This is a genomic window from Saccharopolyspora sp. NPDC047091, from assembly GCF_040643635.1.
In the GTDB taxonomy this organism is placed as follows: domain Bacteria; phylum Actinomycetota; class Actinomycetes; order Mycobacteriales; family Pseudonocardiaceae; genus Saccharopolyspora_C.
On the sequence record NZ_JBEYUS010000008.1, the window covers coordinates 93,858 to 117,564 of the forward strand.

General features: G+C 70.6%; 23 protein-coding genes, 2 tRNA genes and 1 pseudogene. 17 read left to right on the forward strand and 9 right to left on the reverse strand.

Annotated features, from left to right (window positions below):
• The 9 genes and pseudogenes from gnd (at position 1) to ABZ805_RS06545 (ending at position 9,268) form a co-directional block, all read left to right on the forward strand.
• On the forward strand, positions 1–954 hold the full coding sequence (gene gnd, locus ABZ805_RS06505) for a phosphogluconate dehydrogenase (NAD(+)-dependent, decarboxylating) (protein WP_358435418.1): 954 nt from the start codon (positions 1–3) through the stop codon (positions 952–954).
• 115 nt (positions 955–1,069) lie between these two features.
• A complete protein-coding gene (gene recF, locus ABZ805_RS06510) occupies positions 1,070–2,245 on the forward strand; it encodes a DNA replication/repair protein RecF (protein ID WP_358435298.1) in 1,176 nt (391 codons plus the stop codon).
• A gap of 102 nt (positions 2,246–2,347) precedes the next feature.
• Positions 2,348–2,929 (forward strand): DciA family protein, encoded by a 582-nt coding sequence (locus ABZ805_RS06515; RefSeq protein ID WP_358435300.1) that lies wholly within the window; start codon positions 2,348–2,350, stop codon positions 2,927–2,929.
• Between the two features lie 345 nt (positions 2,930–3,274).
• Positions 3,275–5,248, forward strand: a complete 1,974-nt coding sequence (gene gyrB, locus ABZ805_RS06520) for a DNA topoisomerase (ATP-hydrolyzing) subunit B (protein ID WP_358435302.1) — start codon at positions 3,275–3,277, stop codon at positions 5,246–5,248.
• Positions 5,249–5,396: 148 nt separating this feature from the next.
• Positions 5,397–7,892 carry a DNA gyrase subunit A gene (gene gyrA / locus ABZ805_RS06525; RefSeq protein ID WP_358435305.1) on the forward strand — a complete coding sequence of 832 codons (2,496 nt, stop codon included), beginning with the start codon at positions 5,397–5,399 and terminating at the stop codon, positions 7,890–7,892.
• A 32-nt stretch (positions 7,893–7,924) separates the two neighbouring features.
• Positions 7,925–8,722, forward strand: a complete 798-nt coding sequence (locus ABZ805_RS06530; protein ID WP_358435308.1) for a DUF3566 domain-containing protein — start codon at positions 7,925–7,927, stop codon at positions 8,720–8,722.
• 95 nt (positions 8,723–8,817) lie between these two features.
• Positions 8,818–8,891 (forward strand) — tRNA-Ile (locus ABZ805_RS06535).
• A 72-nt stretch (positions 8,892–8,963) separates the two neighbouring features.
• Positions 8,964–9,071, forward strand: a pseudogene (locus ABZ805_RS06540) (DLW-39 family protein); the annotation flags it as partial.
• Positions 9,072–9,195: 124 nt separating this feature from the next.
• Positions 9,196–9,268: transfer RNA gene (locus ABZ805_RS06545), tRNA-Ala, on the forward strand.
• A gap of 35 nt (positions 9,269–9,303) precedes the next feature.
• Here the strand turns inward: ABZ805_RS06545 and ABZ805_RS06550 are convergent.
• From ABZ805_RS06550 to ABZ805_RS06565, 4 genes are read right to left on the reverse strand one after another with little or no spacing between them, the layout of a single operon-like run.
• On the reverse strand, positions 9,304–10,434 hold the full coding sequence (locus ABZ805_RS06550) for a tyrosine-type recombinase/integrase (RefSeq protein ID WP_358435310.1): 1,131 nt from the start codon (positions 10,432–10,434) through the stop codon (positions 9,304–9,306).
• On the reverse strand, positions 10,427–11,785 hold the full coding sequence (locus ABZ805_RS06555) for a replication initiator (RefSeq protein ID WP_358435312.1): 1,359 nt from the start codon (positions 11,783–11,785) through the stop codon (positions 10,427–10,429). Before ABZ805_RS06555 ends, ABZ805_RS06550 begins: the two co-directional genes overlap by 8 nt.
• Entirely contained in the window at positions 11,782–12,189 is a 408-nt protein-coding gene (locus tag ABZ805_RS06560; RefSeq protein WP_358435315.1) for a hypothetical protein, read from the reverse strand. The genes ABZ805_RS06555 and ABZ805_RS06560 overlap by 4 nt, the downstream gene beginning before the upstream one ends.
• A 1-nt stretch (position 12,190) precedes the next feature.
• On the reverse strand, positions 12,191–12,601 hold the full coding sequence (locus ABZ805_RS06565) for a hypothetical protein (protein ID WP_358435318.1): 411 nt from the start codon (positions 12,599–12,601) through the stop codon (positions 12,191–12,193).
• A gap of 288 nt (positions 12,602–12,889) precedes the next feature.
• On the opposite strand from ABZ805_RS06565, the gene ABZ805_RS06570 reads away from it, so the two are divergent.
• Entirely contained in the window at positions 12,890–13,645 is a 756-nt protein-coding gene (locus ABZ805_RS06570) for a GntR family transcriptional regulator (RefSeq protein ID WP_358435321.1), read from the forward strand.
• 734 nt (positions 13,646–14,379) lie between these two features.
• Here the strand turns inward: ABZ805_RS06570 and ABZ805_RS06575 are convergent.
• On the reverse strand, positions 14,380–15,618 hold the full coding sequence (locus tag ABZ805_RS06575; protein ID WP_358435324.1) for an FAD-dependent monooxygenase: 1,239 nt from the start codon (positions 15,616–15,618) through the stop codon (positions 14,380–14,382).
• A 156-nt stretch (positions 15,619–15,774) separates the two neighbouring features.
• Here ABZ805_RS06575 and ABZ805_RS06580 point away from each other — a divergent pair, with 156 nt between their 5' ends.
• Positions 15,775–16,692 carry a GntR family transcriptional regulator gene (locus ABZ805_RS06580; protein ID WP_358435327.1) on the forward strand — a complete coding sequence of 306 codons (918 nt, stop codon included), beginning with the start codon at positions 15,775–15,777 and terminating at the stop codon, positions 16,690–16,692.
• Positions 16,693–16,846: 154 nt separating this feature from the next.
• Positions 16,847–18,076 (forward strand): aromatic acid/H+ symport family MFS transporter, encoded by a 1,230-nt coding sequence (locus tag ABZ805_RS06585; RefSeq protein ID WP_358435329.1) that lies wholly within the window; start codon positions 16,847–16,849, stop codon positions 18,074–18,076.
• Between the two features lie 45 nt (positions 18,077–18,121).
• Here ABZ805_RS06585 and ABZ805_RS06590 read toward each other — a convergent pair whose 3' ends face one another.
• Positions 18,122–18,622, reverse strand: a complete 501-nt coding sequence (locus ABZ805_RS06590; RefSeq protein WP_358435332.1) for an SRPBCC family protein — start codon at positions 18,620–18,622, stop codon at positions 18,122–18,124.
• A gap of 84 nt (positions 18,623–18,706) precedes the next feature.
• Complete coding sequence (locus ABZ805_RS06595) at positions 18,707–19,282, reverse strand: hypothetical protein (protein WP_358435334.1); 576 nt, start codon at positions 19,280–19,282, stop codon at positions 18,707–18,709.
• A gap of 126 nt (positions 19,283–19,408) precedes the next feature.
• Here ABZ805_RS06595 and ABZ805_RS06600 point away from each other — a divergent pair, with 126 nt between their 5' ends.
• Positions 19,409–19,963: a peptidylprolyl isomerase gene (locus ABZ805_RS06600; RefSeq protein WP_224958834.1), complete on the forward strand. Its 555-nt coding sequence runs from the start codon at positions 19,409–19,411 to the stop codon at positions 19,961–19,963.
• Position 19,964: 1 nt separating this feature from the next.
• Positions 19,965–20,873, forward strand: a complete 909-nt coding sequence (locus ABZ805_RS06605) for a rhomboid family intramembrane serine protease (RefSeq protein WP_358435338.1) — start codon at positions 19,965–19,967, stop codon at positions 20,871–20,873.
• 3 nt (positions 20,874–20,876) lie between these two features.
• Here ABZ805_RS06605 and ABZ805_RS06610 read toward each other — a convergent pair whose 3' ends face one another.
• Both ABZ805_RS06610 and crgA read right to left on the reverse strand, forming a co-directional pair.
• Positions 20,877–21,287, reverse strand: a complete 411-nt coding sequence (locus ABZ805_RS06610) for a PH domain-containing protein (RefSeq protein ID WP_358435341.1) — start codon at positions 21,285–21,287, stop codon at positions 20,877–20,879.
• A 137-nt stretch (positions 21,288–21,424) separates the two neighbouring features.
• Complete coding sequence (crgA, locus tag ABZ805_RS06615; RefSeq protein ID WP_224958829.1) at positions 21,425–21,691, reverse strand: cell division protein CrgA; 267 nt, start codon at positions 21,689–21,691, stop codon at positions 21,425–21,427.
• Between the two features lie 268 nt (positions 21,692–21,959).
• On the opposite strand from crgA, the gene ABZ805_RS06620 reads away from it, so the two are divergent.
• The 3 genes from ABZ805_RS06620 to ABZ805_RS06630 are packed head-to-tail and all read left to right on the forward strand — an operon-like array spanning position 21,960 to position 23,585.
• Positions 21,960–22,763 (forward strand): class E sortase, encoded by an 804-nt coding sequence (locus ABZ805_RS06620; RefSeq protein WP_358435345.1) that lies wholly within the window; start codon positions 21,960–21,962, stop codon positions 22,761–22,763.
• On the forward strand, positions 22,763–22,918 hold the full coding sequence (locus ABZ805_RS06625) for a hypothetical protein (protein WP_358435348.1): 156 nt from the start codon (positions 22,763–22,765) through the stop codon (positions 22,916–22,918). Before ABZ805_RS06620 ends, ABZ805_RS06625 begins: the two co-directional genes overlap by 1 nt.
• 22 nt (positions 22,919–22,940) lie before the next feature.
• Positions 22,941–23,585: an aminodeoxychorismate/anthranilate synthase component II gene (locus ABZ805_RS06630; protein ID WP_358435350.1), complete on the forward strand. Its 645-nt coding sequence runs from the start codon at positions 22,941–22,943 to the stop codon at positions 23,583–23,585.
• Positions 23,586–23,707: the final 122 nt, after the last annotated feature.

Consider the following 23,707-nt stretch of genomic DNA (forward strand, 5'->3'; position numbering starts at 1 on the left):
GTGCGGCACCGGGCCGCGTCCGAACGGCCGGCCCGGGCAACAACCAGTCTCGAAGGGGAAGATCCGGTGCAACTGGGACTTGTGGGTCTCGGCCGAATGGGTTTCAACATGCGCGAGCGGCTGCGGGCCGCCGGGCACGAGGTCATCGGCTACGACCGGAACCAAGAGGTCAGCGACGTCGCCTCGATCGCCGACCTGGCGGGCGGGCTGACCGGCCCGCGGATCGTGTGGATCATGGTCCCGCACGGCGAGCCCACCAAGCAGACCATCGAGGCGCTCGCCGAGGTGCTCTCCGCGGGTGACCTGGTCATCGAAGGCGGGAACTCCAAGTTCACCGAGGACCAGGCGAACGCGGCGCTGCTCGCCGAGCACGGCGTGAAGTACGTCGACGTCGGCGTGTCCGGCGGCGTGTGGGGCGCGACCAACGGCTACGGGCTGATGGCGGGCGGCGACACCGCCGACATCGAGCGCGCCATGCCGATCTTCGACGCGCTGCGGCCGGAGGGCCCCCGCGCGGAGGGCTTCGCGCACGCCGGGCCGGTCGGCGCCGGGCACTACGCGAAGATGGTGCACAACGGCATCGAGTACGGCCTGATGCAGGCCTACGCCGAGGGCTTCGAGCTGCTCGCCGCCTCCGACGTGGTGACCGACGTGCCCGCGACGATCAAGGCCTGGAGCCGGGGAACCGTGGTCCGGTCCTGGCTGCTGGACCTGCTGGTGCGCGCGATGGACGACGACCCGGAGCTGCAGAAGCTGCGCGGTTACGTCTCCGACTCCGGCGAAGGCCGCTGGACGGTGGAGGAGTCGGTGCGCCACGCGGTGCCGACCCCGGTGATGACCGCCGCGCTCTACGCCCGGTTCGCCTCCCGCCAGGACGACTCGCCCGCGATGAAGGCCGTGGCCGCGCTGCGCAACCAGTTCGGCGGGCACGCGGTGGAGACCAACGAGGGCTGATCCGGGTCGCCGTGTCGACAAGGTGACATGTCGGTGAGGTGACTCCGCGCGGGTCACCTCACCGCGCGCCCGGTCGTGCGGGTGCCGTCCGCGCGACCAGATCCCGTGGAGCGCTGTGTACGTCCGACATCTGCAAGTGACCGACTTCCGCTCGTGGCCGCAGGCCGACCTGGCCTTCGAGCCGGGGGCGAGCGTGCTGGTCGGGTCCAACGGCCAGGGCAAGACGAACCTGGTCGAGGCGCTGGGCTACGTCGCCACGCTCGGGTCGCACCGGGTGTCCGGCGATGCGCCGCTGGTGCGCTACGGCGCGCAGCGCGCGTTCGTGCGCGCTGCGGTCGTCAACGGCGGCCGGGAGCTGCTGGTCGACCTGGAGATCACGCCGGGCAAGGCGAACCGGGCGCGGATCAACCGCGGCGCCCCGGGCAAACCGCGCGACGTGCTGGGCATCCTGCGCACCGTGCTGTTCGCGCCGGAGGACCTGGCGGTGGTGCGCGGGGACCCGGGGGAGCGGCGCCGGTTCCTGGACGAACTGCTGGTGTCGCGGTCGCCGCGGTACGCGGGAGTGCGCTCGGACTACGAGCGGGTGCTGCGGCAGCGCAGCGCGCTGCTGAAGTCGGCGGGCGCGGCGCGCCGGGGTGGTCCGGCGCCGGACCTGCGGACCCTGGAGGTCTGGGACGGGCACCTCGCGGCGCACGGCGCCGAGCTGCTGGCGGCCCGGCTGGACCTGGTGGCGGACCTAGCCCCGCACGTGACCAGCTCTTATGCCAGCGTGGCGGAGACCGGGACGGACAGCGCGCCGTCCGGGCGGGTCGCGGACGTGCGCTACCGCAGCAGCCTCGGCGACTCGCTGCCCGCCGGGTACGGGGTGCCGCAGGGTGAGCGCGCCGACCGGGCCGAGCTGGAGTCCGCGCTGCTCGCGGAGCTGGAACGGGTGCGGCCGCAGGAACTGGAGCGCGGGGTGTCGCTGGTCGGGCCGCACCGCGACGACCTGGAACTGGTGCTCGGCGAGCTGCCCGCGAAGGGCTATGCGAGCCACGGCGAATCGTGGTCGTTCGTGCTGGCGTTGCGGCTGGCTTCGTACCACCTGCTCACCGAGGATGGCGCCGAGCCGGTGCTGATCCTGGACGACGTGTTCGCGGAGCTGGACCGGCGGCGCCGTTCGCGGCTGGCCGAACTGGTCGGCGGTGCCGAGCAGGTGCTGGTCACCGCGGCGGTGGGGGAGGACGTGCCCGAGGAGCTGAAGGGCACCCGCTTCGACGTCCGCGACGGGGAGGTGCGCCGTGTCGAGTGAGCTCCCGGTCGCCTCCGGTGCGCGCGGCACACGCAGGGTGAACGTCATCCCCCGGAGTTACCCACAACTGGGGATAAGGCTGTGGATGGTGTGGATAACTCGATGACATCGGGCGAGCGCGCGGAGCGAGCGGACACCGCCGCGACCGGTCCGGCGGACCTTCCCGCGACCGGTTCGGACGGCGCTGAGCTGCACGGATCGGATCTGGCGCGGGCCGCGCTGCAGGCGGCGAAGGAGAAGTCGAAGGCGCAGCGCCGCACCCGGCGCAGCGTGCTCGGCTCGGGTGGCTCCCGGCGGCGGCGCCGCTGGTCGGGGCCGGGTGCGGACGAACGCGACCCGCAGCCGCTGGGCAGGCTGGCCTCCCGGCTGGCCACCGAGCACGGCTGGAACGACCGGCTCTCCGGCGGTCAGGTGTTCGCGCGGTGGAACGGCCTGGTCGGCGGGGACATCGCCGAGCACACGAAGCCGGTCGCGCTCTCCGACGGGGAGCTGACGGTGCAGGCCGAGTCGACGGCGTGGGCCACCCAGCTGCGCCTGCTGCAGCGGCAGATCCTGCAGCGCATCGCCGACGGGGTCGGCAAGGGCGTGGTCCGCAAGATCAAGGTGCAGGGGCCTGCGGCGCCGAGCTGGCGGCACGGACCCCGGCACGTCCCGGGCCGCGGGCCGCGGGACACCTACGGCTGAGCCGAGGCTCGACGAGCCCGCGCAGGAGCCGCGCGGACGCGCTCGCGGGTCTCGGATGGTGTCCCGATCCGAGTTCTCGGCTCTGTGAGGAATTCAGGGGTGTCCTTGCCGCACTCCTGTCGGGGACACCCAGTAGAATCGTCGGGGTGGGTGCGGCGTCCTGCGCCGCCGGACGCCCGGTCCGCACGTCCGCACCGCGCTCCGACCGCCGGTCGCGGCCGTTCCCAGGACCGGACGACGAGCCGCGCCCGCCGTGGTCGGCGCCCGTGCGCGGGCGCCGCAGGCGGTCGCCGACGCGGCCGGGCCACCCAGACACATTGCCGGTTCGAGGAGACACCGAGGCCCGTGGCATCGAAGAAGAACGAATACAGCGCGTCGTCCATCACCGTGCTTGAGGGCTTGGAAGCCGTCCGCAAGCGTCCCGGCATGTACATCGGTTCCACCGGTGAGCGCGGCCTGCACCACCTCGTGTGGGAGGTGGTGGACAACTCCGTCGACGAGGCGATGGCCGGTTACGCGACGACCGTCGAGGTGACCCTGCTGGCCGACGGCGGGGTCCGCGTCACCGACGACGGCCGCGGCATCCCGGTGGACATGCACCCCGTGGAGAAGAAGCCGACCTTGGAGGTCGTGCTCACCGTGCTGCACGCGGGCGGCAAGTTCGGCGGCGACTCCTACGCCGTCTCCGGTGGTCTGCACGGCGTCGGCGTGTCGGTGGTGAACGCCCTCTCGTCCGCGCTGGAAGCGGAGATCTACCGCGACGGCAGCGTGTGGCGCCAGCGGTACGAGGACTCCAAGCCGGTCAGCGACGTGAAGAAGGGCGAGGGCACCAAGCGCACCGGTACCTCGATCACCTTCTGGGCGGACCCGAACATCTTCGAGACCACCCGCTACAACGCGGAGACGGTGTCCCGGCGCCTGCAGGAGATGGCGTTCCTGAACAAGGGGCTGACCATCGTGCTGCGCGACGAGCGCATCGCCGACGAGGACGAGTCCGGCGAGGACGCGGGCGGCCAGGTGGCGCGCGCGAAGGAGCGGACCTTCCACTACCCGGGCGGGCTCGAGGACTTCGTCAAGCACATCAACGCGACGAAGGAGCCGATCCACAAGAAGGCCGTCGCCTTCAGCGCCTCCGGCACCGGCGTCGAGGTCGAGGTCGCGATGCAGTGGAACTCCGGCTACAACCAGTCGGTCTACACCTTCGCGAACACGATCAACACGCACGAGGGCGGTACCCACGAGGAGGGCTTCCGCTCGGCGCTGACCCGCGTGGTCAACGCCTACGCGAAGGAGAAGAAGCTCCTCAAGGAGAAGGACGGCAGCCTCACCGGCGACGACGTCCGCGAAGGCCTCGCCGCGATCGTGTCGGTGAAGGTCCGGGAGCCGCAGTTCGAGGGCCAGACGAAGACGAAGCTGGGCAACACCGAGGTCAAGTCGTTCGTGCAGACGGCGTCCTTCGAGTGGCTCAACGACTGGTTCGAGCGCAACCCCGCCGACGCCAAGACGATCATCAACAAGGCGGTCGGCTCGGCGCAGGCGCGGATGGCGGCCCGGCGGGCGAAGGAGCTGGTCCGGCGCAAGAGCGCGATGGACATCGGCGGCCTGCCCGGCAAGCTGAAGGACTGCCAGTCCAACCAGCCCGACGAGTGCGAGCTCTACATCGTGGAGGGCGACTCCGCGGGCGGTTCGGCGAAGGACGGCCGGGAGTCGCGCTTCCAGGCGATCCTGCCGATCCGAGGCAAGATCATCAACGTGGAGAAGGCGCGGATCGACAAGGTCCTCAAGAACAACGAGGTCCAGTCGATCATCACCGCGCTGGGCACCGGCATCCACGACGAGTTCGACCTGTCGAAGCTGCGGTACCACAAGATCGTGCTGATGGCCGACGCCGACGTCGACGGCCAGCACATCCGGACCCTGCTGCTCACCCTGCTGTTCCGGTTCATGCGCCCGCTGATCGAGAACGGGCACGTCTACCTGGCCCGCCCGCCGCTCTACAAGATCAAGTGGCCGCGCTCGGAGCCGGAGTTCGCCTACTCCGACCGCGAGCGCGACGGCCTGCTGGAGGCGGGTGCGGCGGCCGGCCGCAAGCTGCCGAAGGACGACGGCATCCAGCGCTACAAGGGCCTCGGCGAGATGAACCCGCAGGAGCTGTGGGAGACCACCATGGACCCGGACACCCGGCTGCTCATGCAGGTCTCGCTGGACGACGCCGCGACCGCCGACGAGCTGTTCAGCGTGCTCATGGGCGAGGACGTCGAAGCGCGCCGCTCGTTCATCGTGCGCAACGCCAAGGACGTCGGCTTCCTCGACGTCTGATCCCGGACCCGCCAGCACGGACGGGACCGACCGCCGTCGCCGGGCCGACGCGCCCGGCACGCCGCGACCCGGGCGAGCTCCGCGGAGGCTCGCCCGCGTCGCGCCGGCGCGGGAACCCGCCCCACCCGCCTGAAAGGAACCTCCACTCGTGACGGAAATCCTGCCGCCGGAACACGGCCGCGTAGAACCGGTCGACATCCAGCAGGAGATGCAGAACTCCTACATCAACTACGCGATGAGCGTCATCGTCGCGCGCGCCCTGCCGGACGTGCGGGACGGCCTCAAGCCGGTGCACCGCCGCGTGCTGTACGCGATGTACGACTCCGGGTTCCGCCCGGACCGGGGCTACGTGAAGTGCTCCCGCGTCGTCGGCGAGGTGATGGGCAACTACCACCCGCACGGCGACTCGGCGATCTACGACACCCTGGTGCGGCTGGCGCAGCCGTGGGCGATGCGGCACCCGCTGATCGACGGGCAGGGCAACTTCGGTTCGCCGGGCAACGACCCGGCGGCCGCCATGCGGTACACCGAGTCGCGGTTGAAGCCGTTGGCGATGCACATGCTCGCCGACATCGAAGAGGACACCGTCGACTTCTCCGACAACTACGACGGTCGGACCCAGGAGCCGGATGTCCTCCCGGCCCGCATCCCGAACCTGCTGGTCAACGGCGGTAGCGGCATCGCGGTCGGGATGGCGACGAACATCCCGCCGCACAACCTGCGGGAAGTCGCCGACGGCGTGGTCTACCTGCTGGAGAACCCCGAGGTCGACGACGAGACGCTCCTCGAAGAGCTGATCAAGCGGATCAAGGGGCCGGACTTCCCGACCAGGGCGCTGATCCTCGGTACCAACGCCATCGCGGACGCGTACCGCACCGGCCGCGGCTCCATCAAGATGCGCTCCGTCGTCTCCGTCGAGGAGGACGCGAAGGGCCGCACCTCGCTGGTCGTCACCGAGCTGCCCTACCAGGTCAACCCGGACAACTTGATCGAGAACATCGCGGCCATGCACCGCGACGGCAAGCTCACCGGCATCTCGGACATCGCCGACGAGTCCAACAGCCGCCGCGGCATGCGCATCGTCGTCACCTTGAAGCGGGACGCGATCCCGAAGGTGGTGCTGAACAACCTCTACAAGCACACCCAGCTGCAGACCACGTTCGGCGTGAACATGCTGGCGCTGGTCGAGGGCGTGCCGCGCACGCTGCGCCTCGACCAGGTGATCCGGTACTACGTCACGCACCAGATCGAGGTCATCGTCCGGCGCACCCGCTTCCGGTTGCGCAAGGCCGAGGAGCGCGCCCACGTGCTGCGCGGCCTGGTCAAGGCGCTGGACGCGCTGGACGCGGTGATCGCGCTGATCCGCCGGTCGCCGACCGTGGACGAGGCGCGAACCGGGCTGATCGGGCTGCTCGACGTCGACGAGGTGCAGGCCGACGCGATCCTGGAGATGCAGCTGCGGCGGCTCGCCGCGCTGGAGCGCCAGAAGATCACCGATCGGCTCGCCGAGCTGGAGCTGGAGATCGAGGACTACAAGGACATCCTCGAGAAGCCGGAGCGCCAGCGGCAGATCATCCGCGACGAGCTCATGGAGATCGTCGAGAAGTACGGCGAGGACCGCCGCACCAAGATCGTGCCCTACGAGGGCGAGGTCTCGATGGAGGACCTCATCGCCGACGAGGACGTCGTCGTCACGATCACCCGCACCGGCTACGCGAAGCGGACCCGCACCGACCTGTACCGCGCGCAGAAGCGCGGCGGCAAGGGCGTGCAGGGCGCGCAGCTCAAGCAGGACGACATCGTCTCGCACTTCTTCGTCTGCTCCACGCACGACTGGATGCTGTTCTTCACGAACAAGGGCCGGGTGTACCGGGCGAAGGCCTACGAGCTGCCCGAGGCGAACCGCACCGCCCGCGGCCAGCACGTGGCGAACCTGCTCGCCTTCCAGCCGGACGAGCACATCGCCCAGGTCATGCAGATCAAGGACTACACCGCCGCCCCGTACCTGGTGCTGGCCACCAAGGCGGGCCTGGTGAAGAAGTCGCGGCTCACCGACTTCGACTCGAACCGTTCGGGTGGACTCATCGGGGTGAACCTGAAGGACGAGGACGAGCTGGTCGGCGCGGTGCTGTGCTCCGAGGAGGACGACCTGCTGCTGGTCTCCGCCGAAGGCCAGTCGATCCGGTTCCACGCCACCGACGAGGCGCTGCGCCCCATGGGACGCGCCACCTCAGGCGTGCTCGGCATGCGGTTCAACGCCGGCGACGAACTGCTCGCGATGGGCGTCGTCCGGGCCGGCCGGTTCGTCCTGGTCGCCACCGACGGCGGTTACGCCAAGCGGACGGAGATCGACGACTACCCGGTCCAGGGCCGCGGCGGCAAGGGTGTGCTCACCGTTCAGTACGACCGCAAACGTGGGAGGCTTGTCGGGGCGCTCATCGTCGACCTGGACGATGAGCTCTACGCGATCACTTCCACCGGCGGCGTCATTCGGACCACCGCCAAGGAGGTGCGCAAGGCAGGCAGGCAGACGAAGGGGGTGCGTCTGATGAACCTGGGCGACGGGACTTCGGTGGTGGCCATCGCGCGCAGCGCCGACGAGGCCGCCGATCCGGACGCCGCCGGGCCTGAGCCGACGAAGTAGCGACCGCCGATGACGATCATGAAGGATCTCTCGTGACATCTTCCGAGAAGCCGGAGCGTCCGGACGGGCACCCGGGTGACCAGGATGCCGAACCGACCAACGGCCAGAACTCCCAGCACACCTCGGTGATGACCGGGCAGACCGCTGCGACCGAGGGCGACGGCGACACGTCGACCGCGGCCGACGGCAACGGCGAGGCGAGCTCGACGCCGAACGGTTCGGAGACCTTCGAGGGCACCGAGACGCCGCCGCCGTGGCAGCGCAGCGGGGCCGGGGCCGACAGCTCCGACGAATCCCAGTCCGGGCTCGACACCGCGCAGACCCAGGGCATCCCGAAGCCGGGGTACGACCAGGAGACCGTGCGGACCGAGATCCCGAAGCAGGGCGCTGACGGGCGCACCGCGGTGAACTTCGGCGCGGCCGCACGGCCGGGCGCGCAGTCCACCAGCGCCCGCAGGCCCAGCCGGGGACCGCGACGGGCGAGCCTCCAGGTCAAGCGGCTCGACCCGTGGTCGGTGCTGAAGCTGGCACTGGTGCTCAGCGTCGCGATGTTCTTCGTCTGGATGATCGCGGTCGCCGTGCTCTACGGGGTGCTCGACGGCATGGGGGTGTGGGACTCGCTGAACGGCACGTTCACCGAGCTCACCTCGCCGGAGGACGCCGCCAGCGAAGAACTGATCAGCGCGGGCCGCGTGTTCGGCGTCGCCTCCATCATCGGGGCGATCAACATCGTGCTGTTCACGGCGCTGGCGACGGTGAGCGCGTTCATCTACAACGTGGCCGCCGACTTCGCCGGGGGCGTGGAAGTCACGCTGTCCGAGCGGGAGTGACCGGACCGGGGTGGCGGCCGGAACCGGTCGCCACCCCGCCGGGACCCCCCTGCGTGGACTCGCTCCGCGGTCGTGTAATCTTCGAGTCACACCAAGGGCCTATAGCTCAGGCGGTTAGAGCGCTTCGCTGATAACGAAGAGGTCGAAGGTTCAAGTCCTTCTAGGCCCACCCTTCCTGTTCAAGGATGTTCTCCCGATGCCCGCGGTTCTGCGGGTGCCCCGTTCTAGGAGGCGACCGGAAATGAAGAAGCTTCTCGCACTCGCCGTCGTTGCCGGTGCCGTTCTGTTCGTCGTCCGCCGCAACCGCGCAGCCAAGGCCGAGGCCGACCTCTGGCGCGAGGCCACCGCCGGCGAGGTGTGAGCCGAACTCCGGCCCATCCGGTCGTCGCCCGGGAGCTCGCGCCGAACCTCCGCTGAGCGGACATCGGACCGGGAGCACCGGGCACCGGCGGCCAGGCGCTGAGGCGCCGAACGGGGACGTAGCTCAATTGGCAGAGCACCGCCTTTGCAAGGCGGGGGTTAGGGGTTCGATTCCCCTCGTCTCCACCGCGAAAGACCAGGTCACAGCACCTGGTCTTTTTTCATGATCCACTCTGGGGCACATCCGGGGCACTCACGGCCGCGTCCATGCGGTCGGCCAGGTCGTCCAGCCGGTCCGGGAACAGGTGGCCATAGAGGTCCAGCGTCATCGTCGCGGACTTGTGCCCGAGCATCTGCTGAACGAGCTTCACATCCGCGCCGGACGCGATGGCCAGCGAAGCCGCCGTGTGTCGAAGTTCGTGCGGGTGGAACCCGGCGGGACCGACCTCGCGAACGGCCCGATCGAACACCGCACGGCGGAAGTTCCGCACCCGCAGCACGCCACCCTTGGGCGAGGCGAACACGAGATCGTCAGCGGCCTTGCCCCCCAGGTGCTTCGCGAGCTGATCGGCGAGGAAGCGGGGGAGCGGGACAGAGCGTCGTTCATGGTTCTTCGGCGTTCCCCACTCCAAGCGCCCGCTTACTTCCGTCACCGACTGAGCGACACGGATGCGGCGGCGATCTAGGTCCACGTTCGCCGTGCGCAGTGCCGCCATCTCACCCCATCGCAAGCCGGTGTAGGCAAGGAGCCGGATCACCAGCCCGTTCGGTTCGCAGGCATCGGCGAGGCGTGCCACCTGGTCATGGTTCAGGTAGCGGTGGTCCGTCGTGACCACGCGAGGCAGGTTCACGCCCTCCGCCGGGTTGCTGGCAAGCCGACCGTTCCGAACCGCCCAGCCCATCACCTGCGAGAACACGCGATGCACCTTCGCCACCGACGCGGGAGCCAGGCCCGCACCGAGTTCGCCGATCCAGCCCTGAACCGCCGCGTGACTCACGTCCGAGAGACGCACCCGCTCCCACTTGGGCAGGACATGCGTCCGCACGATCCCTTCCGAGCGGTTCCGGCTGGTCGGCTTGACGTGGGCTTGCGCGGTGAGCCACTGCGCTGTCCACTCGCCGACGGTTATCTTCCCGGCGCCGGGGGAGATGTAGGAGCCCGACATCATGCCGTGTTCGACGGTGGTGGCGTACTGCTCAGCGTCGGTCTTGCGGCGGAAGGACTTCTTGCGTTGGGTGCCGTCCGGTTCCCGCCAGCGCAGGAGCCAGCGTGCGCCGACGCCGTAGCGGTCGGTGCGGTGCTGGGCGCCGTCAGGGCCTTTCCGGTGCCAGCGGTCGTCGATGTCAGCCACGTTCGTCACCGCCATCGGCGGCGTAGCGGTGGCGGTTGTACTGGTGACTGTCGCGGACGGCTTCGGCGATCTCGCGTTCTGCCTGGTTGCGCCAGCCGATGCCGGTGAATGCCCAGTCGTTGACGATCACGACGTCGTCGGTGTCGGCGATGCCGAGCGCGTCGAGGTGCGCGGCGCGCTGGTGTTCGGCGCGGGTGCCGCGTAGTGCGGTGAAGGTGGTGGAGTACTCCTTGGACTTGGTCAGGAAGTGGCCGCCGAAGCCGAGCATGTGCGCCCACCTGCGGTAGCCGAGTTGCCAGGCGGTGCGGATCATCGCCCGGTGGTGCGTGGAGACCGGCAGTTCTTCGATGTGGGTTTCGTTGCGGATGCGGGTATCGGTGCCCGCGGTGGCCCCGGTGCCCTTGGTGGCGTACTTCGCGATGTACCCGGCGACCTTCGACCCCAGCCCCGAAGCGCCTTCCTCGCTCTCGGGATCACTGGTGATGGGGTCGATCTGGACCTGTTCGCCCCAGGCGACGGTGACCGGCCCGTGGGTGTCGGTGGCCTCTACCTCCACCGACGAGCAGGCGGCAGCGGTTCGGATGCAGTCGGCGAGCGTGTCCGTGGTGATCCCGGCGGGATGCCGGCTATGTGGTCCGGCGGGCCCGTCGAGACGGATTACGGCGTGGAAGTGCACCAGGCCGCGCCGCTGGTACTCGGCGACCTTCGAGTAGGAGACCCGGAACGTGGCCGGGATATCGGTGACCCGGATGCCGAGCGAGGCCGCGATCAGACGGGAGAGCGCGAGGCGGAACCGGTGCCACAACGCCCCGGCGTGCGCGTTCCACACCACCGCGCCGGTGTAGTCGTACGAGTCCGGTTCCACAGGCCCGCCGATGCGGGAATCGGCCTCGTGATGGGACTCGCCGCACCGGCACCGGCGGACCCGTCCGCGCGGGGTGGTCGAACGGGTGTGGACCGGCCCGAATGACGGGGCGGTCAGCGTCACGAACAGACGCGGGTTCTGCTCCACGGTCTCCGGTACCCCCTTCCCACCGGAGAGCCCAGCCCGCACGAGCTGGAAGGCGTCCCCGGCGTAGCGGGCCGCGCACGATGGGCAGACGGATTCACGGCGGTTGTTGCACGAGACCGCGATGCCGCCGGTGCGCTCATCCAGCACGACCGCGGCCTGTCCGCCGGGCTGTTCGACGCGCCACGACCCGGCCAGCCACACCGGCTTCGAGCAGCCGCGCACCGACCGCACAAGTTCCCGGAACCCCTTGCCCCGCAAGCCACGCGCGTGAATGTCGAACCGCTGCTCCTCCGAGAGCGGCGACCCGACCAACGCCCGCGTGTCCACAGTGGCGGTCATGCGATCACCACCGGGATGGGGAACTCGTCGGTGACAAACTCATCCCACGATTCCGAGGTATAGCCCCACATCCCGGTCACGGTCAGGGCCGCGTCGGCGGGCAGTTCCCGGTACAGCGAATGCGCGTAGCGCTTCCCGTTCAGCGGGTTGGCCCCGTCCAACCGGAACGGCTCACCGACCGGGGGAGAGGCGGTGTCGCGGTAGTGCACTTCGTCCGGGTCGACGAACTCCGGCATGTCGCCGGTCTCGACCAGCCCGGACCAGAACTCCCGGTTCATCCCCAACCGGGTTTCGACCACGTCGCACACCGATGCGGGCAGGTCACGGAACCAGCAGCGGTAGAACGGCGTACCGGTCAACGGGTTCTCGTCACCGAACCGGAACGGCTCCATACGGGGCGCCATCTCAGTACACCCCCGTGCAAGAGCAGATCATCGGCGTACCGACCACGCCGGTGACCGAGCCGTCCGGGTCGATGTCCACGCACGTTCCGTCGCAGTCCGGGCACGCTCGCGCCGAACGAGGCTTGCCGTTCCAGGTCATCCGACGGAGCACCGACGCCGCACGACGCGGGATGCCGTACCGGCCGCCGCCGGTCACCTCGACCGCCGCGCCCTCGCGGACCAGCGCGTCCCACTCCGCCGGGCGCACACCCAGGTCTTCCACGATGTCCTGCATGAATTCCGGCAGGTCCCGGAACAAGGTCCGCCCGAACGCACGTCCCGAACGAGGGGACACGTCGGTGAACCGAAAAGACGTCACGTACTCGACCTCCGTCAACGACGGACCGGCCGACCTCTCCAACACAGCAGTCACGCCACACCTCCGGCTGATCACCGGCGGGCGGACTAGCCACACGACGCCAACACGCGATACCCTCAACGGGCACTTGCTACGTGCGTATCGGCTCTGTGGGTTGCCGCCCACCTGAGTCTCAAGCCCTCAACGGTTGCCGCCGTTGGGGGCTTTTTGCTGTTTGCAGGCTTACCCTCTTGCCTGATACACCTAATGTACTAGGTATAGGCGGTGCTCACAAGGGGCGGTGCCGAACGGGCTTGGAACCTGACAGGATGTAGCAGGTACACCAGGCCGAAAGGAGGGGTAATGGTCAACTTCGAGGGCAAACCGGCTTACCTTCAGATCGCCGACGAACTCCGTCAGCAGATCCTTGACGGGCGCCTTGCTTCAGGGGCCAAGATCCCCTCCGAGTCAGAGCTGATGGCGGCTCATGACGTGTCGCGCACCGTCGCCAAGATGGCGATCGGCGTACTGCGGACCGAAGGGCTGATCTACAGCCACCCCGGCAAGGGCAGCTTCGTGCGAGTCGGGGAGCCGCTGCGCCGCCGTACGGGCAACCGGTACAGGCGGCAGGCTCAACCCCCGTTCGCGTCCGATGCCTCTTCGGCGGGCAAGCGTGCTGACTGGGAGTTTGAGACCGTACGGGAGAGCGCTAGCCCCGTCGTTGCCGAGCGTCTGAAGATCACCCCTGGTGACCAGGTCATGCGGACCAGCTACCGGTACTTCGCCGACGGCAAGCCCATCCAGGTCTCGACCTCGTACGAACCGCTCAGCATCACCGGCGGAACCGATATCGAGCTTCCTGAAGAAGGACCCGTCGTCGGTGTCATCGCGAGGATGGACCACATCGGACGCCGGGCAACCCACGTTGATGAGAACGTGACCGCACGCACCGCACGTGATCACGAAGCCGAGCAGTTGGGCATTCCCGAGAACGTGCAGGTGTTCGCCATCCTCCGGACGCACTTCGAGGCTGAGACACCCCTCGAAACGTGCGACATCGTCGTGCCCAGCGACCGGTACGAACTCGTCTACCGCATCCCGGTCGAAGAGTCCGATTAGGATGATCCCGCCTACGTCGCTGGTCAGGGCCATGTGGCGCACGTGTTCAAAGTTTCTCTACTCAATCAAGGGCGGCCCCTCCGGGGCCGCCTGCCTGCTGTATGCCAGCCCCGGCCAAGCCGGGGGCGCGCCGGGCATGCGGCCTGGCGGCCGGTCCCGGCGACCCCCGGCGTCCGGGGCGCAAGATGGAAGGCAGGTGGCCGGGGACCACGAACCCGAGCAAGAGCGCACGAACCGTCAGCGGCGCGGCGAGTCGAAGGAAGGATGTCCTCGCCGGACGGCAGGCCAACAGGATGGAGGGGGCTTGCACGCTAGCTGCGGTTGTGAGGCGGTGCCGGGTGCCCTCATCCCGACGACCTCCACAAGGGCTATCAGGCCGCGTCAAGGGTGCAAGCTTGGTGGCGCACGTCGCGTGACAGCGGATGTTGCACCCTTGACACGACCTGATCGGGCTTCGCCAGGTCGACGGGATGAGGGCAGCAGCCCCGTACGTGGAGACCCCAAAGCCCCGGACGCGCACGGGGCACGGCCGGGGCACATGGCAGCCGTAAGCGACCACTAACAACAACAAACGACCGGTATCACCTGACGCGCTGACCAGGGCGAACCCAGTTCCGCACCTGGTAGCCGCCCCGGTCGGCGCGCCTTTGCAAGGCGGGGGTTAGGGGTTCGATTCCCCTCGTCTCCACCCCGCAAGACCAGGTCGATGGACCTGGTCTTTTTTCATGCCCGGATCACGCCACTCGGCGCAGCGCCCGTTGCGGGTAGTCCCGGAGCTCGACGGAGTTCGCGACCCGCTCCATGCCCCGGGCCACCAGGCGCCTCGGCAGGTGCCGCACCAGCCGGACCGAGCGGTTGCGCATCCGCAGCTGCCGCCGCGACTCGGGCATCAGGCCACCCTCCCCGGCGCCCTGGGCGAACGCGTGGGCCCGGTCGACGAACTCGCGCATCGCCCGCTCGTAGCTCGGGTAGGCGCGGTGGTGGTCGCCGTCGGCGGCCGCGAGCTCCCCGGCCAGCACGTGCGCCCCGACCAGCGCGAGGCTGGTGCCGATCCCCGACATCGGCGAGGCGCAGTACGCCGCGTCGCCGAGCAGCGCGGTCCGACCGCGCGCCCAGCCGTTCACCCGGACCTGCCCGATGCGGTCGAAGTAGAAGTCCGTCGCGCCGGGCAGCGCGGCCAGCATTTCCGGGACCCGCCAGCCGTCCCCGGCGAAAGTGCGTGCCACCAGGTCCCGCTGCGCGGCGGTGTCGTGCCGCAGCCCCGGGTCGGGGGCCGAGCGCCAGAAGAACCCGGCCAGCACCCGCCCCGGCTCGGGCAGCGGCACGAGCCCCGCCGTGCGTCCCGGGCGCCCGCCGCCCGCGACGGCGGTGTGCATCAGCTGCCAACCTTCGAGGTCCAGCTCGGTCCGCGTCGAGAACTGCGCCACCGCGCAGCCCAGGTCGTGCAGGTACCGCTCCTCGGGACCGAAGACCAGTTCGCGGACGCCCGAGTGGACGCCGTCCGCGCCGATCAGCAGCCCGAACTCCCGCGTCCCGCCGGAGGCGAAGGTGACCCGGACGCAGCCCTCGCGCTGGTCGACGCCGGTGATCGAGTCGCCGAAGACGTGCTCGACGTCGTCCCGGACGTCCTCGTGCAGGATCCGGGCGAGGTCGGTGCGGCGGAGCGCGAACTCGGCGACGGGCCCGCCGGAGTGCCCGAACACGTCGGTGCCCAGCTCGGCGACGCGCTTCCCGTCCGCGCCGACGAACGCCATGCCCCGCGCGCCGGTGTGCGCCTGGCGGATCCGGGGGACGAGGCCCATCCGCTCGACGACGGTCCGGGCGGTGCCCCGGACGTCGACGATGTGGCCGCCGGAGCGGGGAGCGGCGGCGCGCTCCACGACGGTCGGTCGGAAGCCGTACCGGTGCAGCTGGTGCGCCAGCGCCGGTCCGGCGATCCCGGCCCCGGCGATGAGGACGGTGTGGTTGCGCATGGGTGTTCTCCTCGAATGCGTACGGTGTATCGATCAGGCGCCAACTTAACGCGGACAACGGCGAATTCACGCGCTTCCAGGCGGAGAAGTGCACTGACCCGGACCATGAAGTGACCTAGTACGGTGACGGGCGTGCGAGGCGCGGGGGAGGGCGATGTGGCATCGACGGGGCGGGGAGCGAGACCGCCGTACCGGGTCATCGCGGGGGAGGTGCGGGCCCGGATCCGCTCCGGCGAGCTGCGCCCGGGGGACCGGGTGCCCTCCATCCGGCAGCTCGCGCAGCGGTGGGGGGTCGCCATCGCCACCGCCACCCGCGCGGCCGCGCTGCTGCGAGAGGAGGGCCTGGTGGAGCCGAAGGTCGGCGCGGGCACGGTGGTGAGCGCCCGCGCGGTTGCCGCTCCCGCGGCCCCGGAGCGCCGCGCGCACGCGAGGCGGGCGACGGTGCTGGACGCGGCCATCGCGATCGCCGACGCGGAGGGGCTCGACGCGGTGTCGATGCGGCGGCTCGCCGCCCAGCTCGGGATCGGCCCGATGTCGCTGTACCGCGTCGTCGCCGACAAGGAGGAGCTCGTGGCGCGGATGGCCGACCGCGCTTTCGCCGGGTGCCCGCTGCCCGCGACCGGCCCGCCGGGCTGGCGCGCGAAGCTGGAGCTCGCCGCCCGCGCCGAGTGGGAGCTCTGCCGCGCGCACCTCTGGCTGCCCAGGGCGATCTCGCTCACCCGGCCGTCCTTCGCGCCGCACCTCATGGCGCACACCGAGTGGATCCTCGGCGTGCTCGCCGAGCTCGGGCTGCCGCCGCGGACCCGGCTGCACGAGGCGCTGGCGCTGCACTCGCTGGTGCTCGCCTCCGCTTCCTCGATGGCGGCGGAGACCGACGCGGAGCAGCGCACCGGCCTCCCGCTCGGCCGGTGGCGGAGCGCGCAGCGGTCCCGGGCGGGGCTCGCGGTCGACGGCACCCGGTTCCCGCTGCTGGCGGCGGTCCCCGAGGGCGCCGCCGACGACCTGGCGGAGCTGTTCGAGTACGGCCTCGCCCGGCACCTCGACGGTTTCGCCGCCCTGGTCGCCGGGAGATGAGCAGCGCCGCGGGCTGATCGCCGCAGTCGCGGCCCGGTCCGCCGGCCGCTTCGACTGCTCCTTTTCGGTGAGCGGAAGCCGGGGAGCGATGCGCCGCGCGCAGGCGGGCACTATGCGTCGGCAACAGCACCGGAAGATCGTTTAGGAGGCCGACGTGGCTGTCGCGAACGAGGCCGGACCCGCCGCGAGCGCGCGCTGGGTCGTGCCGCTGTGCTGGTGCGCGGTGCTGCTGGACGGGTTCGACCTGGTCGTCCTGGGCAGCGTGCTGCCGGTGCTGCTGGACCAGCACGTGTGGGGCCTGACCCCGACGACGGCCTCGCTGGCCTCCACGCTGGGGCTGCTCGGCATGGCGATCGGGGCGCTCGCCATCGGCACCCTCACCGACGTCGTCGGCAGGCGGGCGGCGCTGATCTTCTCGGTGATCAGCTTCTCGCTGTTCACCACGGTGTGCGCCGTGGCGCCCTCGGTGCTGGTGTTCTCGCTGCTGCGCTTCCTGGCGGGCTTGGGGCTCGGCGGTTGCGTGCCGATCGCCATCGCGCTGGTCACCGAGTACTCGAAGCCCGGGCGCAACGGCGGCGCCACCACCACCGTCATGACCGGTTACCACGCCGGCGCCATCCTCACCGCGGTGCTGGGCATCCTGGTGCTGCCCACCCTGGGCTGGCCGTGGATGTTCCTGCTCGGCGGGGGACCGGCGCTGGTCCTGGTGCCGCTGATGATCCGCTACCTGCCGGAGTCCCGGCAGTTCGAGGCGGTGGACGCCGAGAACGCGGGCCTCCGCGGCGGGCTGAGCGCGGTGCGCGGGCTGTTCCGCGACGGGTTCGCGCGCCCCACCCTCGCGTTCTGGGTGACGTCGTTCATGGGCCTGATGCTGGTGTACGGCCTCAACACCTGGCTGCCCGAGATCATGCGGGTCGCCGGGTACCCGCTCGGCGCCGCGCTGGGACTGCTGCTGACGCTGAACCTGGGAGCGGTCCTCGGGCTGGTCGTCGCGGGCGTCGTCGCCGACCGCAGGCGCATCGGGCCGGTGACGATCGGCTGGTTCGCCGCGGCGGCGCTGTTCCTGTCGGTGCTGAGCATCCGGCTGCCCGAGGTCGGCGTGTACGCGGCGGTGTTCGTGGCCGGCTGCTTCGTGTTCAGCGCGCAGGTGCTCGTCTACGCCTACGTGGGCCGGTTGTACCCGGCGGCGAACCGCGCCACCGGGCTCGGCTGGTCGGCCGGGGTCGGGCGGCTCGGCGCGATCTGCGGGCCGCTGCTCGGCGGCGCGCTGCTCACCGCGGGGGTCGCCTACCCGTGGGGCTTCTACGCGTTCGCCGCCGTGGGCGTGCTCGGTGCCATCGGGATCGCGCTGGTCGGGGGGACCGACACCGAGCGGTCCGCCTGACGGGACGCGGTGGCGCCGCTCCCGCACGGCGCCACCGGTGCCTGCTCAGCCCCGCTCGGCGGCCTGCTTGATGCCGTCGACGGTCTGGCGCAGCGCGTCCTTCAGCTGCTCGGTGCGGTGCTCGACGAACTGGGCACCGCCGTCCTCCTGCTGGGAGAGGAACTCCTGGATCGGCCCGGGCAGCACCTGCATCACGTACCGCTGGGTGAGCCGGGAACCCGAGCCCTCCGGCTCGACCTCGAAGGACCACACGGAGTTGTCCGGCCGCTCGGAACCGGGCAGCACGCCGAACGCGAAGCGGCGGCCGGGCTCGGCGGCGAGCACCTCGCACTCGCTGGACCAGGTGCGTTCGCCGTTGTCGTTGTCCCCGCGGAACCGGGAACCGACCGCGCCGGGGGTGCCGGACAGCCATTCGCCGCCGGCGCTCTCCGGACTCCACTCGCCGTACCGGGTGATATCGCTGATCAGCGGGTAGATCTGCTCCGGCGCGGCGGCGACGGAGGTCGAGTGGTGCAGTTCCAACCGGGGGGTGTCGTCATGAGTCACTAGATCAACAGTACGCCGCACGGGCGGGGTGCGGAGACGCGAACGCGGCGGCACCCCGGAGGGCACCGCCGCGTCGGCACGTGCTCAGCGATCCGAGTCGGGACGCGCCTCGGGGAACCCGTCCTCGTGGGTCGGGAAGTCCTCGGCCTCGGCGATCGGCAGCTCCTCCGGGCGGCGCGACAGCGCCACCACGGCCACCCCGCCGACCGCGGCCAGCACCAGCAGCACCCACGGCCACTTGCGGCGCGACTTCGGCGCCGGGTCGATGCGGGCCGCGAGCTCCTTGCGCGCCTGCTCGGCGTTCTTCGCGAGCTCCTTGCGGGCTTGCTCGGCGTTCTTCGTCAGCCGCTTGCGGGACTTCGCGGTCTTCTTGTCCCAGTCCTTGCGGGTCTTCTCCCACTGCTTGCGGGCCTTGCGGCCGCGCTCGGCGAGGTCATCGCGGGAGAGCCCGGTGGCCTTCTGGGCGAGCAGTTCGGGCAGGTGCTCCGGAGCCAGACCGCGTTCGGTCAGCTCCTGCTCCGCGCGGGCGATCGCCTGCTTGGTCGCGGCGCGACCGTACTTGGTCGCTCGGACGGCACTCTCGCGCGCGGTGCGCACCCCCGTGCCGACCGCCCTGCCCACGTTCTCTCCAGTTCGGGCCATCGCCTCCACCTCGTCCATCGTGTGCCTCCTTGGCCGGCGTTCACCGGTCGTCCTGCCGTGCCGAACCGTATCCGGCACGCGACGATCACCACCAATACTGCACCCAGGCACGTGGTTCCCGCTTTCCGATGGCAGGATGGGCGTGTGGCTGAAGACAACGGATCGCTCGTCGGGAAGACCGTGACCGCGACCCTGCACACCTCGCAGGGCGACATCCGGATCAACCTCTTCCCGAACCAGGCGCCGAAAACGGTGGGCAACTTCGTGGGGCTCGCCGAAGGAACCAAGGAGTACACGAGCCCGAACGCCCGCGGAGAGCGTTCCGGCCCGTTCTACGACGGCGTGATCTTCCACCGGGTCATCGACGGCTTCATGATCCAGACCGGGGACCCGACCGGCACCGGCCGTGGCGGCCCCGGGTACGAGTTCGTCGACGAGTTCCACCCGGAGCTGCAGTTCGACAAGCCGTACGTGCTGGGCATGGCGAACCCGGGCCGGCCGAACATGAACGGTTCGCAGTTCTTCATCACGGTCGCGCGCACGCCGCACCTCAACTACAAGCACACCATCTTCGGCGAGGTCGCCGACCAGGAGTCCCGCGAGGTCGTGGACGCCATCGCGCACACCGCGACCGGCGCGCAGGACCGCCCGCTGACCGACATCGTCATCGAGAAGGTCTCCGTAGAGCTCGGCGAGTGACATGAGCGTTCCACCCGGTCAGCCGGCCGGTCCGGAGGAAGCGGCGCCCCTGCCCGGGTGCGTCCGCCATCCGGACCGGCCGACCGGGCTGCGCTGCGCGCGCTGCGAGCGCCCGGCCTGCCCGGACTGCCTCCGCGAGGCCTCCGTCGGCTACCACTGCGTGGACTGCCTGGCGCAGAGCTCGCGCGGTGGGCGGGAAGCGGTGACCGTCGCGGGCGCGCGGATCGGCGCGAAGCCGGTCGTGGTGCCGGTCCTCATCGTGCTGAACGTGCTGGCGTTCGCCGCCACGGCGTTCCAGGCGGGCAGCGTCCAGGGCAACGCGGCATCCGACCTCTTCTACCAGTTCTCGCTGTGGCCGGTGGGCGTGGCGGGCGGGCAGTGGATCCGCCTGGTGAGCTCCGGCTTCCTGCACATCGGTCTGATCCACCTGCTGATGAACATGGTGGCGCTGTGGATCATCGGGCGGGACCTGGAGCAGGTGCTGGGGCGGTTGCGCTTCACCGCCGTCTACTTCCTGTCGCTGCTCGGCGGCAGCGCACTGGTGTTCCTGCTCGGCGCGGTCGACCAGCCGGTTGCCGGTGCGTCCGGCGCGGTCTACGGGCTGATGGGCGGGATCGCCGTCGCGGCGCTGCGGCTGAAGGTGAGCCTGCGGCCGGTGCTCATCGTGATCGTGCTGAACATCGTGCTGAGCGTCTCCATCCCGGGCATCTCGCTGCTCGGGCACCTCGGCGGGCTGGCGCTGGGCGCGGCCGCGACCGCGGCGCTGGTGTACGCGCCGCGGGACCGCCGGGTGCCGGTGCAGGCCGCGGCGCTCGGCGGGTTGCTGCTGGTGCTGGTCGTGGCGGTGGTGACGCGAGACCTGTCGCTCGGGCCGATCCACTGCATCGCGGACCGCTGCTTCCAGGGCTGAGCGTCAGCCGCGCAGCGCGTCCAGGACGTCGGCCACGTCCCGCGGGTCCTCGCCGAGGTCCAGCTTCCCGAGGACGATCAGCTCACCCGAGTCGGTGTCCAGCTCCAGCGTCGAGGTGCTCAGGCCGAAGCGCTGCCGCGACCGCACCTCGACCCGCACCTGCGGCCACGGGTGGTGCCTGGTGCCGGTGAAGCCGCGCAGCGCGATCCCGGACGGATCGGCGCGCAGCCGAGGGCGCAGCAGGCTGCCGCTGCCCGCGGCGACGACCAGCACCACCACGAGCAGCCCGACGAACAGGCGGTCGGACGACGTCTCGGACAGCCACCACCAGACGGCGCTGCACGCCGCCAACGCCCACCCGCAGGTGACCAGGCCCAGGGGAGCGGACCACTCGCGCACGGTGTTCACCTCCACCTCCGCAGTGTCCCGCACCTGGGCCGAACCGAGTTATCCACAGGAGTTGTCCACACTGGGGATGAGTTACACGCGTGTGGTTCGACTACCCGGCCGCCCGTGCGCGTGAACCGCACCGCCCCGGACGGGGGAGCGCCTCAGCGCCACCGCATCGTCATCAGCAGGCCGACGATGATGAACGCGAACCCGACCGCGAAGTTCCACGGCCCCAGCTCGGTCATGAACGGGATCTGCTCGCCCGCCAGGTAGTTCACCACCAGCCACAGCAGGCCGATCAGCATCACGCCGAGCATGACGACCACGTAGATCGGGTGCGACGGGCCGACCGATTTCGCCTTCACCGGCGTGCGGCGGTCCACCGGGGTGGCAGCGGAGTCCTTCTTGCGGACCTTTGACTTCGGCATGATGTCCTCGCCAGGTGGTGCGGGCCGCAGCCCTGCTCGCGTCGGTGCACGCGCCGGGACCGGCCGACGGCCGCCGCTCTACCGGTTCGCCGCGCCGGGACGGCCCGGGTCGACGTATCGGAGCGGGTCTGGCCACAACAGCGGAACCGATCACGACGCGTCTCGTTGTCCACTCACACGTTAACGTAATCGCGCGCCTGACCGAACACCCCTGCGCGGTGCGGAGCGGGTCGTGATGAGAGGGATACCGTTGGAAACGTCTGAGGTGGTGACCGCTCCACCCCCGGATTTCCGAGGTGAGCGGCTGCGCGGCGGCCTCCGCATCGCCGGCGAGGTGTTGATCACCCTCGGGCTGGTGGTCCTGCTGTTCGTGTTCTACGCGGTGTACGTCACCGATTGGACCAGCGCCCGCAGCCAGGCCGCGGCGAGCGACCGGCTGCGCGCCCAGTGGGAGCGGCCGGCGCCGCCCACCGCCGGGCCCGCCGCGGAGGGGGAGGGGTTCGCCGAGCTCTACATCCCCGCGCTCGGTCCCGACTTCCGCTACACCGTGCTGGAGGGCACCGACTCGGCCACCCTCGCCGCCGGACCCGGCCACTACGTCGGCACCGCGCTGCCCGGTGAGCAGGGCAACCTCGCCATCGCCGGGCACCGCATCGGCAAGGGCGCCCCGTTCGGCGACCTCGACCGGCTGACCGCCTGCGATGCGCTCGTCGTGGAGACCGCGAGCGACTGGTACGTGTACCGGGTGCTGCCGATGCGCGACCAGGTGTCGGGCTGGAACCCGGCCGCCGACCCGCGCTGCGCGGGCGTCGCGCCGATCGGCGGGCCGTACCAGGGCCTGGTCGGGCAGGAGATCGTGCGCCCCGAACAGGGCGAAGTGATCTACCCGGTGCCGTGGCGGCAGCGGGACGAGGTCCCGCCCGAGCAGCGGACCCGGCTGATCACGCTCACCACCTGCCACCCGCGGTGGTCCGCGCAGCAGCGGCTGATCGTGCACGGCGTGCTGGTCAAGCAGTACCCGAAGGACCCGGTGCACCGGGACCTGCGGCCCGCGGAGCTCGAGGAGTCCTGATGTACCACTGGATCTGGCGGCACCTGCCGGGCCCGCTGCCGGTGAAGATCGTCGAAGCGGTGGTCATCGTGCTGGTGGTGGTCGCGCTGCTGCTGTTCGTGGTGTTCCCGTGGCTGGAGCCGCTGCTGCCGTTCAACGACGTCACCACGGTCTGAGGCTCGCCGGTACGCTGGCGGGGTGCGCGTACTCGTCGTCGACAACTACGACAGCTTCGTCTACAACCTCGTGCAGTACCTCGCCCAGCTCGGCGCGGACTGCGTGGTGCGGCGCAACGACGCCGTCACCGACGAGGACGTGGCCTGGTCCGACGGCGTCCTGCTGAGCCCCGGGCCGGGGACGCCGGACCGGGCGGGCCGGTCGATGGAGCTCGTCCGGACCTGCGCCCGCGACCGGCGCCCGCTGTTCGGGGTGTGCCTCGGGCACCAGGCCATCGGTGCGGTCTGGGGCGGTGTCGTGGAGCGGGCTCCCGAGCTGCTGCACGGCAAGACCTCGCTGATCGAGCACTCCGGCGCCGGCGTGTTCGCCGGGCTGCCGCAGCCGTTCGTCGCGACCCGCTACCACTCGCTGATCGTGCGGGCGGTGAGCGTGCCGGACGACTTCGAGGTCACCGCGCGCACCGCCGACGGCATCGTGATGGGGATGCGGCACCGCGAGCTGCCGGTCGAGGGCGTGCAGTTCCACCCCGAGTCCGTGCTCACCGACGGCGGGCACCGGATGCTGGCGAACTGGATGACCGCCGCAGGCCACCCGCCGCAGGCGGAACTGGTGGACGAGCTGGAGCGCGGGATGCGCTCGCTGGCCGCCGCCGCGCAGCGTTCTTGATCGTTCCGAGTCCGCTGAGCTGCACGGACTCCCGTTCCACGTGAAACCGCCCGGAACACGACGGTGCCCGGAGGCCGCGGTCCCGCGCGATGCGCGCGAACCGGGCTTCCGGGCACCGGTGT